This window comes from Aeribacillus sp. SP014 (assembly GCF_054055575.1).
Map to the genome: position 1 here is coordinate 2,291,297 of NZ_JBSRXI010000001.1, position 15,697 is coordinate 2,306,993.

At 36.8% G+C, this 15,697-nt stretch carries 10 protein-coding genes and 2 pseudogenes; 1 reads left to right on the forward strand and 11 read right to left on the reverse strand.

The genetic code is table 11. From position 1 onward, the window contains the following. Positions 1 to 13: 13 nt before the first annotated feature. The 9 genes and pseudogenes from ACVIJU_RS11115 to istB all read right to left on the reverse strand — a co-directional run bounded on the left by ACVIJU_RS11115 (position 14) and on the right by istB (position 9,563). Positions 14 to 1,093 (reverse strand): hypothetical protein, encoded by a 1,080-nt coding sequence (locus tag ACVIJU_RS11115; protein ID WP_456687609.1) that lies wholly within the window; start codon positions 1,091 to 1,093, stop codon positions 14 to 16. Then, positions 1,090 to 2,175: a hypothetical protein gene (locus tag ACVIJU_RS11120; protein WP_456687610.1), complete on the reverse strand. Its 1,086-nt coding sequence runs from the start codon at positions 2,173 to 2,175 to the stop codon at positions 1,090 to 1,092. The genes ACVIJU_RS11115 and ACVIJU_RS11120 overlap by 4 nt, the downstream gene beginning before the upstream one ends. A gap of 32 nt (positions 2,176 to 2,207) precedes the next feature. After that, entirely contained in the window at positions 2,208 to 3,665 is a 1,458-nt protein-coding gene (locus ACVIJU_RS11125; RefSeq protein ID WP_456687611.1) for a restriction endonuclease subunit S, read from the reverse strand. A 48-nt stretch (positions 3,666 to 3,713) separates the two neighbouring features. Then, positions 3,714 to 5,591 (reverse strand): HsdM family class I SAM-dependent methyltransferase, encoded by a 1,878-nt coding sequence (locus ACVIJU_RS11130; RefSeq protein WP_456687612.1) that lies wholly within the window; start codon positions 5,589 to 5,591, stop codon positions 3,714 to 3,716. Between the two features lie 13 nt (positions 5,592 to 5,604). Further along, positions 5,605 to 5,964 carry a hypothetical protein gene (locus ACVIJU_RS11135; RefSeq protein ID WP_456687613.1) on the reverse strand — a complete coding sequence of 120 codons (360 nt, stop codon included), beginning with the start codon at positions 5,962 to 5,964 and terminating at the stop codon, positions 5,605 to 5,607. A 212-nt stretch (positions 5,965 to 6,176) separates the two neighbouring features. Then, positions 6,177 to 6,554 carry a hypothetical protein gene (locus ACVIJU_RS11140; RefSeq protein WP_456687614.1) on the reverse strand — a complete coding sequence of 126 codons (378 nt, stop codon included), beginning with the start codon at positions 6,552 to 6,554 and terminating at the stop codon, positions 6,177 to 6,179. A 16-nt stretch (positions 6,555 to 6,570) separates the two neighbouring features. Then, entirely contained in the window at positions 6,571 to 7,845 is a 1,275-nt protein-coding gene (locus tag ACVIJU_RS11145; RefSeq protein WP_456687615.1) for a hypothetical protein, read from the reverse strand. Between the two features lie 493 nt (positions 7,846 to 8,338). Further along, positions 8,339 to 8,692: a competence protein ComK gene (locus tag ACVIJU_RS11150; RefSeq protein WP_456687616.1), complete on the reverse strand. Its 354-nt coding sequence runs from the start codon at positions 8,690 to 8,692 to the stop codon at positions 8,339 to 8,341. A 56-nt stretch (positions 8,693 to 8,748) separates the two neighbouring features. Continuing rightward, positions 8,749 to 9,563: pseudogene (gene istB, locus ACVIJU_RS11155) on the reverse strand (IS21-like element helper ATPase IstB). A gap of 168 nt (positions 9,564 to 9,731) precedes the next feature. Here istB and ACVIJU_RS11160 point away from each other — a divergent pair. Continuing rightward, positions 9,732 to 10,542 (forward strand): annotated as a pseudogene (locus tag ACVIJU_RS11160) (IS256 family transposase); the annotation flags it as partial. 1,024 nt (positions 10,543 to 11,566) lie between these two features. Here ACVIJU_RS11160 and ACVIJU_RS11165 read toward each other — a convergent pair. Continuing rightward, entirely contained in the window at positions 11,567 to 12,943 is a 1,377-nt protein-coding gene (locus tag ACVIJU_RS11165; protein ID WP_456687617.1) for a sigma-54-dependent transcriptional regulator, read from the reverse strand. Next, positions 12,921 to 15,053 carry an ATP-binding protein gene (locus ACVIJU_RS11170; RefSeq protein WP_456687618.1) on the reverse strand — a complete coding sequence of 711 codons (2,133 nt, stop codon included), beginning with the start codon at positions 15,051 to 15,053 and terminating at the stop codon, positions 12,921 to 12,923. Before ACVIJU_RS11170 ends, ACVIJU_RS11165 begins: the two co-directional genes overlap by 23 nt. Positions 15,054 to 15,697 lie beyond the last annotated feature (644 nt).

The window sequence follows — 15,697 nt, forward strand, 5'->3', positions numbered from 1 at the left end:
CTTTTCAACCCCTTTATCGTTGAAATTCAAGTTTTAATAATTGGTATTCTCGTTTACCTAAATAACCCCTTCCATGTCTCGGCTGGCCTGATTCATAATCAGCAATATAAAACAAACCTTCACGAATACCTTTTGTCATATAATAATCGACAAAGCGCGCAAGCCCTTGTTCCCATGTTGGATAAAAACGCTCCATCAGCTTACGAAGTAACGGTTCAATCGCAACAAAACCGCGATCATCCTGCTCTTCGTCCACTTTTTTCTTTAACCATTCGATTTCTGATATACTCTGAACGTTCGTAAATGAAAATAAAAAATGTGAATCGATATGCTCCAACATCTTTTCTTTATTTAAAATGATGATTCCGACATCAGCTTCGATAAACCAATCTAAATAAGCAAATAATTGCATCGGTGCGCGCATAAACGAAGAAATATTTGTTTTTGCCGGCTCTTTACCGCTTGAGCCAACAAACATCCAATCTTCATCTAATTCAATTTCTTCTTGAGCAAGAATGTCATGCCAATCTTTCCCTAATGCTTCATTTTTAAAAGCATGAAGAAGAAAGTTCATATCATTAAGATCTGGATTGCTTGAAAACGGATGATACAGAGCATCGGCAAATCGCAATGTCCACTTGCTTAGCTGTTCGAGCGAGTGACCGTTTGTTTCAAATAAACCATCATTCAACAATAAATGCATGATGACTCGTGTTCTTGGCGAATATCGCAATAGTTGTTTTGCAAGCAACAATTCCCATCCGTGTTTTTGTTCGTACGCAGCTACAAGTCCATTTGCTTCCTCTGTACGAATCAAATATCCATCGTCTGTTCTTGTTAGGAAATGGACACCTTTAATTTCAAAATTCCGCGAAAGTTTTGCGTACTCATAACCATGTAGTCCAAATAATTCTTTGGAACGGTCTAGCTTTTTATCTTTTTCTTCCACATCTTTTCCTAAATATAATTTTGCGATTTCCTTGATTGAGCACGCTTCGGTTTTTTCGGGAATGCGCGATAACAACTCACACCATCTCTCAAAATTTCCTGGCTCAATCCAAAATCGCTCAATCGATAGTTTGATTTGCTTCATCCTCTGTCCCTCAATTCATCAATCCACTGTTCGATCCGCTTGCGGAGCTGTTTGCTTCCTGCCATCAGCGAAATAAACAATCTTGTATTGTATAACTCATCTTCAATATGGCTCGGAATGCGATATTCTTCATCGACAATCGTTAAAAAACCGCGATCATGCAAATGATGGAATATTGTTTCTAAACGAGCGATTTCGTTTGGGAATAGTTGATAGTTGCTCACTTTACAAAACTCTAAAACGAAATCATTGATCGTTCCGTAACGATATTCTTGTTTTTTTGACGACATTAAAATAACGTCAACTTCGTCGTTCACCGCATGAAACCGAACGGTCGTCATCCCTTGCGCCTCCGTCTGCTCGCGAACAATGCAACAAAGGAAAATAAATAAGTTCCAAGGATGGGTAAAAATATGTTTAAATAACGGATTTTTTAAAACAATGTCTGGTTCTTGCGGAGCTAATACCGCAAGCGGTTTATCTTTTAACGGTGGTAACTGCAAGTTAGCAGCTATCTTTCGCCCTTTTATCCATTGTTCATCAATTTTTGTACCGAGCGGTTCGTCTTGTTCAACCGCTTCTTGTTGATACTGCTGGATATGGGTTAGATAGTAAATAATACGCTGATAATACGGTGCCCCGTTAAAAATCAAATGATTGCGCTCGCGAAAAAGGGGCTCAACTTCCTTTACATGTTGCTCTAAAGATTCCGTTTCGTACCGTTCACCACTTTTCAACTCATCTAATATTTTTACGATTTCCCCCGCAAACTTTGGCATTTTATGAACGAAATCAACAATTCCGTCCAAATCCTCTGTTTCACGCATTTTTAATACCGTTAACAAAGATGTTTTCAACAAGTATTGTTGATACGACTCATCAAAGCAAATCAATGTATGAAAAAAATCATTTTGATTCGGAAACCGCTTCACAAACGCAATCCAATTGTTCGTGATCACTGCCTTTTTCTCACGCACATATAAAAGACCTTTTCTAACAAACAGCTCAAGCTCATCGACATAAGCCGTTTCACCATGGTGATACAGCTTCTCTAAATGACTATGTAACCTTTTCAACTCCAACGCATTCACCTCCTAGAAAAGAATGAGTGCCTTCACACTCCTTCGGAAATTTTCGACTCATCGAACTTGCCTTCGATTAAATCTTCGACGTCTTGTTTAGCTTCAAAAATAAGTTTTTTTGATAAGTCAAGTTTTTTGATATATTTTACAAAAACTTCTCTATATTTCTTTTGTAATTCAATAGATGGAATAGGAATTAAAATTGACTTACACTCAGTAAGGTTCATATTTTGCTGTACAGCACCGTTGGCTATTCGTGATGTTTGTAGTCTACCAATTTCAGAATTAAGGAAACCAGATAAATAGTATGGGTCAATACTATTTTCCTTAAGCTTAATTCTTACAACAGCTGCATTCAGATTTGCTATTGGAATATAATCAGGTAGGACTGTTGATTTTCCAATCGTACCCCTAACTGAGAGAAGTACTTGTCCAGGGGTAACTTGAGTTTTCCTCAAATCATTATTTTTTTCTTTTGATATATATACAAAACCTTCGTTTATGAACTCTCCGTCTTCACTTATATTAACTCCGCGAATAACTGGAATTCCTTCATTAGTATAATCATTTGTACTAATAGCCCAACCACCTGGACCATCTTGTATTTCCTCTGCTAATTCTCCTAAAGTCGTGTGTTTATGTCTTTTAATAATTTCCTCAGCTTTAAGAAACTTATCCTTATAATACTCAGCGTCTAAACGTAATGGATCTATAAATCCATTTTTAACCCATTTGAATAGTCGTTCCTCAATCACTAATTCATCCTTGCTAATTTGTAAAATTTCGTTATACATTATTTCTTTTGCTCTACTCTTCAACCGCTTCGCTTCTTCCCGCAACTCTTCCGCTTTTCGGACTTTGTTGCCGATGTACTTTTGAATCTCAATACTCGGAATAGGTACTAATATTTGCCCTAGCTCTGTATTATTAACGTAACGACGTGTTGATGATGATGACATTTGTAGAATTAAATTATGCCCATATTTAGAATTCAAAAATGTAGATACAAAGAATTCATCATACGTCTCTCTTACTCTAAACTTAGCTAAACTCTGGGTAATGTTAGCATTTTTAAACCGACCGTCATACACGATTGTTCTCCCAATAACTTCATCTGTTGCACCTATAACAGTAATTACCAAATCCCCTTTATTCAACTGACTCCTTTTTAATTTTTGATGATTTTCTTTATTTATATAAAACAGTTTAGATGTATTCAGTTCATTCCTCTCAACATTTACAGTCTTTAGTAATACAGCCCCCTCTTTTATTTCTTCCTCTTTGTAATCCGGAGTACTACCAGTGATAAAACCATCGTTGTTAACTAACGTCGAGAGAGTTTTTATTTCGAGTCCGGAATTAAGAAGAATCTCTCTTGTTTCCAGATACTTTGGTAAATAGTAATTGTTATCCAAATTTATTTCTAAAGCTGTAGGTTCAACCCACTGAACAATTGGTCTATTTAAAACAACCTTAAAAAGTTTATTCATAGTATCAGCCTTCCTAAGCAAACAGTTACTTACATTTTTAACTCATTTTTACAAACCTTTTTTATACGTCTCAACAGTTTTCAACAAATCATTTCTGTCATTTCCAAGTTGCACTTCGACTTTATTTTTTACATCAAATCCAATTTCTTCCGCAACCGCCATAAACACAGGTCCTTGTTTTTCGTTTTCGTGTTCTTTCTTTTTAATATAGAGGAATGATGTTTTCGCACCTGTACCAGATAATTGGAATGTAACTGTCGGTAATGAAACAACGGCTTTCACAATCGCCCGGCCGCCTTCAAACTCGCCTGTCACTTCATTTTTCTTACCCATTAAATACTCACGCACATGTTTATAGCTTGCGTTACTTAAAATGCCGTCTGGAAGAACGATAATCAAATAACCGCCCGGTTTTAATAGCTCTAAATTCCGGTCAATGAATAACACAGCTTGGTCTATGGTATTGACTTGCTTCCATACCCCTCTGTTATTTGGCTTTGCTCCAAGACATAAACCTTTTTTCATCGGTTTTCTGTCTTCGGCAATTCCGGATGTGTAACGTTCTAGAATTGCTTTACCTTCTTCTGTTTTATTCGATACAGACCCGGAGCCGAACGGCGGGTTTGTGATGATCACATCAAATGTTTCAGGTTGCAATGAATCGGTCATTAGCGAGTCGCTTACCCAGAAAATCGGAGCTTTTGGTAATCCATGCATCGCCAAATTCAAACGTGCTTTAAGAACCATGCTTCGTGCTTTGTCTGCACCAACAAAGCTATGCTCTTTCATTTTTTCTAAATGCTCTATTATCTTTTCTTTTTGAATCCCAGCAAATTCTCTCGTAAAGTACCTTTTTATTGCCTCAAAGGCATTAATTAAAAATCCTCCAGATCCGCAAGTCGGGTCAAGGACACGGAAGGTCGGATTCCCATTTTCATCCGTTTCTAGCAATTTGGCTGCTTCTTTTGGATTCGATGTTATATCGTGCATTACCATATCTACCATTGCTTCCGTTACTTGACGCGGTGTCAAATACGTTGCTTGCCCCACTTTGCTGTCATATTTTCCGCGTAGCAACACATCGTATAGACGTCCCAAAATATCAGCGGTTACATCTAATAATGTCGCCTTTTTAACTACTCCGTTATCATCTTCAAACTCACCGAGTTCTTGGAACGTTTCGAATGCGGCAACATAGTTTGCTGGATTTTCCAACTTAATATATTCTTCTTCGTTAAAGATATAACACTTCTCACCTTTGTCGTTGATTGCTACATAGTCGTCGTGATTTTTTATTTCTTTAAAAGCCGCTTTAATTTGTTTTACTGCTTCTTTTCCATGCAGCCTTATGTACTCATGCTTTAAAATGTCAAATAACTTTAAACCTGCATTTTCTCCTTCTTCTAACACATAGTCTGGGTGATGGAGACGGAAAATTTCCATAAACAGCAACTTACTTAGTTCATCGATCGCCTCGTTCGTAGAACTAATATTATCGGCACCAGCAGGTCCGTAAAGGCGCTCATGTAAATTATCAAACCGTTTTTGCAGTGTAGAATAAATTTCAAGTGACCAAAGCTCTTGTTTTGTTAATTTTTTCTTTTCTTTTTTTGTTACATCTACAATAGATGGAATTTCTGCAATTGGCTCAGATTCAATACAATCGGCGTAATAGTTCACCTCTCCATTCATGGCCCAAATAAAGTCAGGAGCCGATTCATGATATTGTGCTTCAATTAGTGCAGATTGTTGCACCGCATATGATAAATCAGCGTCTTTTTCAAAGATTTTCACGTAAACGACTTTGTCATCCCCTGTCGCTGTGAAAATCATTGTTCCATCTTCTTCATTTGTAGTAAGCTCAGAGAATTGACCATATCCTTTCATTTTTAATTGTTCTTGTACTTGTTGAATTGTCGTTTCCATTCGTTATTTCCCCCTATTTTCGTTTTACACGGAGCAAATTTTCCCGCGGTGATTCATAATTACCGCTGCTAATGGCAACATCAATAATTTCACTTTGCGGTACAATGACATCAGCAGGGAGCTGGTCGAAAACATCGGGATCAATTTTTGTCATAGGGCGACCTTGTAATGCTCGTTCAATCGCTGCTAAAATGATTTGCCGACGTTCATCTTGCTTCACTGACCAAAGTCCCGCTTCATTTTGAATGATATTTGGATCCAAACACACAAACAACTCCATTTGTTCCCGATTCCAATATAACTCATTTTCATGCGCAATCGTCACAAGCTGTTCAATCGTTTTTGGGGTTTTTAAATATTCATATAAAATCATTTAACCCCTCCTTCTTTCATTCACAATTTTTCTAGCAATTTTAAGAACTTGCTCAATAGGTGCAGCAATTCCATTATTATAACTTTCTTCATAAGTGAGTCCTTTTGATAAATCCCAAAATGCAATAGTTTCAATATTTGTTGGAAGCATAGAAGTTAATTCAAATGAGGTTACCAACGTTTTGAAAACTGGAATCCAATGAGAAACATCATTTAATTTACCATATTCAAGTAGAATGATTTTTTCCGCATTACGGTCGTAAAAAAGTACCCAAAATCAATATCTAGCTGTATGCGGCTATTAAGTAACTCTTTTGGAATGTGAATACTATTTCTGTGATAATCTAAATCAAAAATAGGTTGATCGTAATGGTCATTCATTAATTGATATAGTTTTTTTAAAAAAGAAATTGTAAGTTGTCTAGGATATAATTGATGTTCATAATCTGTAATGCACGATTCATCTCTTAGGTCAAAAGCATCACAAATTTGCCTTTCCGCCTCTCTTATTGCCAGCGCATAATTCTTTTTCCCTTTCAAAGGATAATTAAAATAGTATTTATAAAATCCGTATAATGATGGTAACCTCATTTTTATATCCCTCCGATTAATGAATGAATTTTTTCACCACATTTTCAATCAAATTGATCTTTTCAGGTGATTCAACCGGGAGGTAAATTCTTTTAAGATCATCTATACTTATCATCATTTGCCATTGTCCTCTTCGCTTAGCCCTTAACTGGAATCGTACTAAAGGATGGGACAAACACCACAACAAATATGCATTCGAATATTTAAAATTACGTAAAACCACAAACGTACTAGATGCTAGCGCTCCTTCGTACTCTCTAGTTACAAAAGCCAAGGGCTGATTCTCTTCTCCGATATACGGTCCGACGATTCCAAGCAGGATGTCATTTCCTTCCAATACATATCGGGCGCGACTTTTCACTTTTTCGAATAATATGGTCTCTGCCGAAATAATCCGGTACGAATTTGTATCAATATTTTTAAATCCGATATAACGAATTTCTTTATTATGAAAATGTGCAGGACTAACAGTATGACTAACTATTTCACAAACGTCTTTTAACTGCACCCATCGTTCGGTTTTGATCTTACTTTTCAATTGTTCGAACATTTTTGAAGTATGATAACGATAATAATCGACATCCAACCGCTCTGTTGACAGTTGTTGTTTTTGGACCCAAAACTCTGTCGGTAGAGACATGTTCAGCTCATTTAACTCAAATTCATACAAACTATGCAGTTGTTGTTTTAAAATAGCTTGTTGGTTACGACCGTCTTGTTCAAGATGTACATCTATTACAACTACTAAATCCTCTAACTGTTTAAGCGAAATTTTTGGTAATATAGATGGAACAGCCATTTTTTTTAATGAAAGCATCCCGATATTTGAAGAAAAAAACTTCATTAATACAGCTTGAGCTTGTTGATCGACAGGACGAATTTTTATAATATCAGGACTGATAACAGCCCCATCATATGTCTCATCAACAAGAGCCATTTTAGGAATAGAGACAATTTTTGAAATTAAAATATCCCCTTTCCTAACAACCGCTTTCTTCTCAATTCCATCTAAATCAAATAAGTATTTCATCCCTTGCTGCACTAATCTTTTATCCACAATATTTGATAAACGGATATAAGGGACATTCGTTTTATAACCAACAAATTCTGTAGCGTTTCTTGTTCCATCTGTAATTTCTTCACATAACATCCGCAAAGGAATGGTTTGTTTATTTTCTAAGCACTTTTTCAATTCCAATTCAATTTGATAAAAATACGGATCTAAACGTTCGGTTCGCAAGTCTTTTTCGCAAATAAATTTATGTATACAACCACACCCTTTATTGTTCATTTTTTTCTCTTTTTAACAAAAAACTTATATTTTTGATTAAAATTTACTACTAAATACATTAATTGTCAATTATATTTTTGACATTTTATTTTATAGTTCATTTTATTCTCTTTTTTGTAAAATCTAATAAAGAAAAGGTAACCTACTTAAAGGCTACCCTCATATAAGAATTCATCCCCTATTAATTCTACTTTACAATATGTTACACTCCAAAACATAGTTGCAAGCTTTTGGGAAATAATTCATTCGGACACATTCTGGTATGGAATTCTTTACCCTCGTTGCATTCTACATCCTGTGTGCATGTTTCTTTCTTTTTCTTTGTTTTTCTTTCATGTATGATCTATCAATAGCGAAAGTTGATTTTAGACACGTTGATATAATTTTCATCTCCGACCCATTTCAAGAGGAAGATGTCTTTTCATATATAAGTTGACAAACTTCTTTATCAAAGGTTGTAAAGTTTTAATATCGCTAGAACGTAGGTGTATTTTTAATTAAATAAATTCAATCTTTCCCTTTTAATCTTTTTCTGTTTTGGATTAAGCCAAAATGAAAATTGTGATGGGTAACAATACCGAGTAATGAAAATAGCTGACTTCTTACACTGTTCATGAAGTGTATGAAAGGAAATATTTAACTTCAACTGTTTATAATTTTTAAAAGTAATGAGAGACTGAGTTTTGTTAATAGGTGAGATTTCCAAAATTTGATGGAAAAATATCCATATGCACCGAGTTTGTTCTGGGGAGTGTGTGGGAAAGGCAATAATTTTCTCAAATTGATTAATCAGAATGGGGATTCTTTGGGTGTAATTAGTAAAATGGATAACAGCTGTTTTTTGCAAGCAAAAAGTGCAGAAAAATGCAGCGAAATTTACATAGGCTTGCAGCTATTTTTACATTAATTACCATCTTGTGTTTTTATAGAAGAAAGGGCATTTTTCAATCGGTAACTTTCCCCTGTGAATGCTATGACATGTGTATGATGCACTAGTCTGTCCACAAGTGCAGAGGTTAGTCGGTTATCCCCAAAAACACGATTCCATTGACCAAATTCAAGGTTAGATGTCACTATAACGCTTTTATGTTCATAACAGTCTGCGATAATATGAAACAATAATTCAGAACCTTGCTTTTGAAAAGGGACGTAGCCCAATTCTCCAATATAAGCAAGTCGCACTTCTCAATTTGGCGTTTTAACCGGTTTAGTGTGCCCTCTTTCAAGGCTTCCTCTAATTGGGCTACTAAATCAGCCACCCGGAAGAAACGCACTTCATATCCCATTTCACAGGCCTTTACTCCCAATGCTGTTCCTAAGTGCGTTTTCCCTGTGCCCGGTGTCCCTAAAAGTAGTAGGTTTTGCTTTTCCTTGATGAAACGAAGATCGCAAATTTCCTCTTTCGAGGTTGTAGCTGGCAAGTGCAGCTGCTCGGTCCACTCATAGTCCTTAAGCCATTTAAGCTCTCTAAATCTAGCCTTTTTAATCAGTCTAGCAATCTTCGTTGTCTGCCTGGAATTTACTTCAATCAATAATACATCACGCAAAAACTGTTCTTTACTTTCGAACGGAACCTGCTCAATCTCTTCAATAATATGGGCAAGGTGAAGAGTTGGTATTGTCGGGTCATGGTTGATAGAGGATACCGTGAAAGACTTTGGAGAAAAAGTGGGACGCGAAATTGAAGAAGGTATTGAAACCGTTACAGAAATGGTCAATGATTCTTTAACAAGCGCAGAAAAGTTTATTGCGAATTTTTTTAATTAGTGCAATAGAAAGATGATGTATAAAAGTTTGTGTAAAGCATTTTGCTAGACCAAAAGAAAAAGGTAGGGTATTCTCTGATTTGGACAAAAACACATTCCAGAGAAAGGAGAACCTTACCTATGTCTAAAAGTATACCGAATGTGGACTGGGTCAATCAACTGGAAAGTGCGATTCGCCAGTTTGTAAAGGAAAAATTAGAACTCATCATGCGTGAAGAAATAAAACATTTCCTCGAAATGGAACAGACTGGAACATCAAATATGAGAAACGGCTACTATCAGCGAAACCTAGATACGCAATATGGCCGAATTGAAGGGCTTTTAGTCCCAAGAGACCGAAACGGGGAATTTCAAACGCAGTTGTTTCCCCCTTACCAACGCCATACCGGCTGGCTCGAAGAAGCTGTCATCAAGATGTATCAAAGTGGCATGAGTACACGTGAGATTGGCAAGTTTATTGAACGAATTTTAGGGAATGCTTATTCTCCTGCAACGATCAGTCGTATGACCGATGTCGTGAAGGAGGACATCGAGAAATGGCATACGCGTCTCTACAAAAGCGATATTCGGTCTTATATTTGGATGGGTTGTACGTGAAACTTCGTCGAGATACGGTAGAAAAAGAAGTTATTTATGCCGTGTTAGGTGTAAACGAAGAAGGATATCGGGAAATTCTTGATTTTTTCGTAGGAGGAAAGGATAGTGCCTATGGATGGCAGGAGATTCTTCAACAACTATACAACAGAGGCGTAAAGGAAGTGATTCTGGGCGTATTCGATGAACTAACGGGGCTGGAAGAAGCCTTTAAAGCTGTTTATCCGAAAGCCGATGTGCAGCGTTGTGTCGTTCACAAAGTCCGTAATACTCTTGGTCGTGTCAGGAAAAAGATCAATTGGAAGTGGCAGAAGATCTCAAGCTGATTTATGAATCAGTAATAATCATCATACCAGAGTAGTCATTCGTAATGAACGAGTTGTGATTTGATCGATATCACACAGAAATGCCATAGTCGTCAACTTTCGCATTATCATGGCAAGGAAAGGAAAACTGTTTAAGGGATTAATGATATCCGCCACTTCTTTAGAATCTCGCTTTTATGTGATGTTAGGGAATAAAATGCTCATCAATTTTTTGTCGCTAATATGGACTTCTTTTGAACGATGCGGAAACGTGATCGTGACGAGGAACGATCACGTTTCCGCTTTGGATAAATCCACCTTTAAGAGCTTTTAACACTTCAATCGGTTAACCGCCGCCCGCCAATCCGAACATAACCTCTGAATGATCAATGGATAAGAGCGAAAGAAAAGCGAAAAATAACACTTTCACAACTCCCCTGAAAAAAATCATCAGGTGTTGATTATCAGACCAACACCTAACGATTTATTTTTTTAATTGGACTTTTTCTACCCCGTACATTGCAATGAATCGGCTTTCTGGAACTGCTTTGTATGGTTGCAGGATCATCAGCATGCCCAACAGCTTTTTTCAAATGTACCGAGAGCCGGATTTTGGAGGCTGTTATTGACAATTAAAAGATGTATGAAATGGTAAATAAGTATTCAATAATTTGTTGTATAACATTTCATACATCTTGTCGCTTGACATGAGACCTCTGCGCGTATGCTTGAAAGCCTCAGGACTTTGCCAGACATACAAGCCGATCAATCTGCCACTCCATGTATAGTGGAAAATATGTAAAAATTGATGCATAAGCTTAATTGCAAAACACTACTTTCTTAATTGCTATTAACATGACGCTTTTAGCTGAATGGCTAGGGCAGAAGGCGATCAGCTAAGAACACTATGTGTTTTGGAAGTACGAAATGGAATCATAATCTGCTGAAATGTGATCGAGGAAATTTTATTATGATTAACATGAAACTGCAATTAAGAGGAAGTTAGAGCAAATACTGTTGCAAAAATATTAATCTTCCATTCCAATGTTGAATCAATTATTTGGGGTCAATTAAATATTTGTTCATCTTATATAAAAGACTTTGTCGAGATATGCCTAGTTTTCGGGCTGCAGAAGCTGCTTGTCCGTTTGATTCTTCTAAGGCCTGCACGATGAATTGCTTTTCTATTTCTTCTAATTTTTCTGGAAGGGGTTTATTCTTTTCACTTTCAATTGGAAAGCTTTCTTGAACAAGATTTTCATACCTGCTGTCTCTTATTTCTCTGGGGAAGTCTTCGATGGATAGCCATTGATCACGGCATAAGACCACAGCTCTTTCAATTGCGTTTTCCAATTCTCTTACATTGCCTGGCCAATGGTATTGGGTTAAAGTTTCTATTATTTTTTTGGATATTTGGAAATTTTTATTATACCTTTTCCGCTGTCTATTCAAAAATTCTTCTGCAAGTATCGGTATATCTTCTTTCCTTTCTCGTAAAGGCGGAATATAAATATCGACAACATGCAGCCGATAATACAAGTCTTCACGAAAGCGCCCTTGTTCCACCATTTTTTTCAGATCTCGATTCGTCGCAGATATAATCCTTATATCGACATTTCTGATGGTGCTGCTTCCTAAACGCATATAGGATTTTTCCTGTGTGACATGGAGAAGTTTAGCCTGCAATGATGGGGAAATTTCACTTATTTCATCCAAAAAAATTGTACCGCCATTTGCGGCTTCGAATTTCCCCGGACGGCTCGAATTGGCGCCGGTGAAAGCTCCTTTTTCATATCCAAACAATTCACTCTCTAGTAGTTGCTCCGGGATTGCTGCACAATTTATTGATACAAATGGCCCCTTGCTTCTCTCGCTAAGGTCGTGAATCATCTTTGCAATCAAACTTTTTCCCGTTCCGCTTTCCCCCTGAATCAGAACTGTCGCATCTGTATTTGCTACCCGCTCCACAAGATGAAAAATTCTTTTCATGGCAAGGCTTGTTCCGATCAATTCTGATTGTTTCTCAATATCAATTAATTTTTCCTTTAAAAGCTGATTTTCTTCCTTCATCTTTAACCATTGTGAAGCTTTTTCAATTACTACGACAATTTCATCCAATCTTACCGGCTTTACAAGGTAATCAAAAGCTCCTTCCTTCATCGCGATGACAGCGCTTGGAATATCCCCGTAAGCAGTCATGATAATATAAACTTTTTGCGGATATAAACGATTAAACTCCTGCAGCAGCTCCAGCCCGTTTATATCAGGAAGCATTAAATCAAGAAATACAATTTCCGCATTCTTTTCATTAAACGTCCTTCTGGCTTCATAACCATTAGGTGCAGTGTAGACACGATATCCTTTTTTTTCTAAAGCGGAACTAATAATTTTTAAAAGCTTCACTTCGTCATCAACCAATAAGATTTTTCTCATTGCCATCACCTATTTGTTCTAATCTGGGAAGTTGGACGTACAAACTAGTACCGCTCCCTTCCACACTTTCCGCCCATATTTTTCCGTTATGCTGGACAATAATTTCGTGAGCTATAGAAAGTCCTAATCCAGTTCCTTCTCTCTTTGTAGAAAAGAAAGGATTAAAAATCCACGGAAGCTTTGACGCTGGAATTCCGACTCCGCTATCTTCTATTTGAACCATGCAATTTTTTTCGAATTTTTCGACTTTAATCAGCAAAGTTCCTCCTTGTTCCATAGCTTGCATACTGTTTATCAAAATATTTAGGAACACTTGTGTTAATCCGTTTTGGTTGGCAAGGACATATACTTTTTTCTCTGCATATTGTTTGATGACCTGAATCCCTTGATCTTTCATTTTTTTTCTTAAGTGAGATAATAACTCATCTATGACAGCAATAACATTTATAGTTTCTTTGTTGTTATCTTCCTCACCTTTCGATAGTTTTAAAAAGTTAACGAGTAATTGATTCATTCTTTGAGATGTCTCTAAAATGTCATTGGTAAGCTCGGCAATGATGCTATTTTCAAATTGCAGCTCTTTGATTTCCATAGATATTGCTTCTGCAGCTGCTTGCACGATACTTAGCGGATTCTTTATTTCATGAGCTATTCCGGCTGTCAGTTGTCCCAAGGAAGCTAATCGTTCACTTTGCCTTAAATATTCTTCTAATTTTTTTATATGACTTACATCTCTAATGACTATGATCGTCCCTACTACTTTATTACCTTCTCCATGATATAAAGAAGAATGGATTTTTACATCGTGTTTCTTTTTATTTTTATCAAAAATGTAGCTTTCTACGTCATCAAACTCTTTTCCTTCCTGTAACGTTTTCCATGAAAGAAAAACATCCTTATTTTCCTTAATAGGGAGATCAATAATATTCCTTCCAATCGCTTCTTCCCTGCTAAATAATGTGAGTTCCTCAGCTCCTCTGTTAAATGTAGTAATTTTTCCATTTTTATCAGTTGTAATGATTGCGTAAGGAATTGATTCAAGAATATAAAACATCCTTCGCTCGTTTTCTTTTAACTCTCCAGCCATTTGCCCCATTGTTCTTGATAATTCTTCTATTTCATCATTGGTTTTAATAGGTTCAAAATTCTTCTGTTTATTTTGGTTGTATTCTTTTACTTGTTTCATTAATTGAATAATCGGACGAACCACCCGATTTGTCCAAAAGACCGTTAGTCCAGCGGCAATAAATAATACCGCTGTGAAGCCCTTTAGCAGCAATATTCTGACATCTATTGACGATTGCATTGCCTGCTTAATTGGTTCGCCTACGATAAGTCCGAATCCGATCATCGATAAAGGCCGATACGCTGCAATCATGTGTTGATGAAACAGTGAACCTTCCCATATGCCGAATTTTTCTTTATTCAGATAATCGCGTATGGGGTGTTCTTTTAAAGAAAAACCGATCGTCTCCAGCTCACTATGCCCGATTATTGTGCCGTCTCTGTCAATGATCGCATTGACCCCGAGTTCACCAATCTTCAATTCTTTTAGATATTCAGAAAGCATTTCCAAATTGACGAAAGCTACGACCCCGCCTTTATACATTCCATTTTCATCGATTGAAGGATATGCGATGGCAATAGACTTTCTTCCATCCTCAAGTGTAATCATATCGGAAATGTAGTAGGTTTTGCTCCAGGAAAGGTAATTGTGCAGATCTTCAAAGCTTTTAGCATCTAAAGAAACGGCATCTGGAACCTTAACCACAATCTTGCCTTCTGAATTAAAGGCTTGAATGCTCAAATAAAGAGGTTGCTGAACGACCATTCTTTCCATCTCGGACAAATAAAAATCTCTATTTTTCTCTGTAACTTTCAAAACGTATGCGGAGGCGACCCGTAAGTCACTCGTCATACTTTGAATAATATCACTAATACGTTTGCTCAGTGTCCTGGCAATCAATTCATCCCGATACGCAATCTGATCACTAAATGAACCTTCCATGACACGTATCGTGAGCCAATAAAGGAACGACAAAGTAAAGAAAATAACAATTAATGTTATAGATAAATACCGTTTGGTCAATTTTGAACCAAAAACATTCATCTTTCATTCCACCTAATATATAAAAATTTCGACAGCCCGAAGTTAGAAAAATCCTGACTATAGGATTGCTCCCCTAATTTTGGCCGCTTATTTTAGGTGATTCTTGAAAATTCCCTTTCTTGGCTAGAAAACGAAATCCTCTTGCCTTATATTCGAACTTCCACGAATGAATGACTTTGTTTTCGCTCTTTTGTCGGAGGATTAAATATATAAAATAAATCGGTCGTAAAAAACATATACTTCAGCACAGATCGATAAGCCTGTTGCAGTCAAACACATTCCTTCTCCAGTAAACGATGAAACGCTGGGACGTCCTAGACGGAATTCCACGCTCTTACAGAAAGCCTCAAAAGAAAGAGAGTATATTCTTGAATCGTATCTCCCGGTTTTGTCAGAGAGCAGCCGGGTGCCGGACGTCTCCAGCATACTGTTTTTTCTCGACTTTTCCATTTTGGCGGTAATAGCAGATCGTGCGATTGATTCCTAAAATCTTTTGTAATTGAATTTCCATTCTTGCTCCACTTCTCGGCTTCTTCACGCTATTCAATAAGCGAAGGTTCTTCTTCTTTTAAATTACTCCATAATACATTTCTAAACATAAATTCTTGAATTGGTCGTCCTTATCCTTCAATTTTTTACTTCTG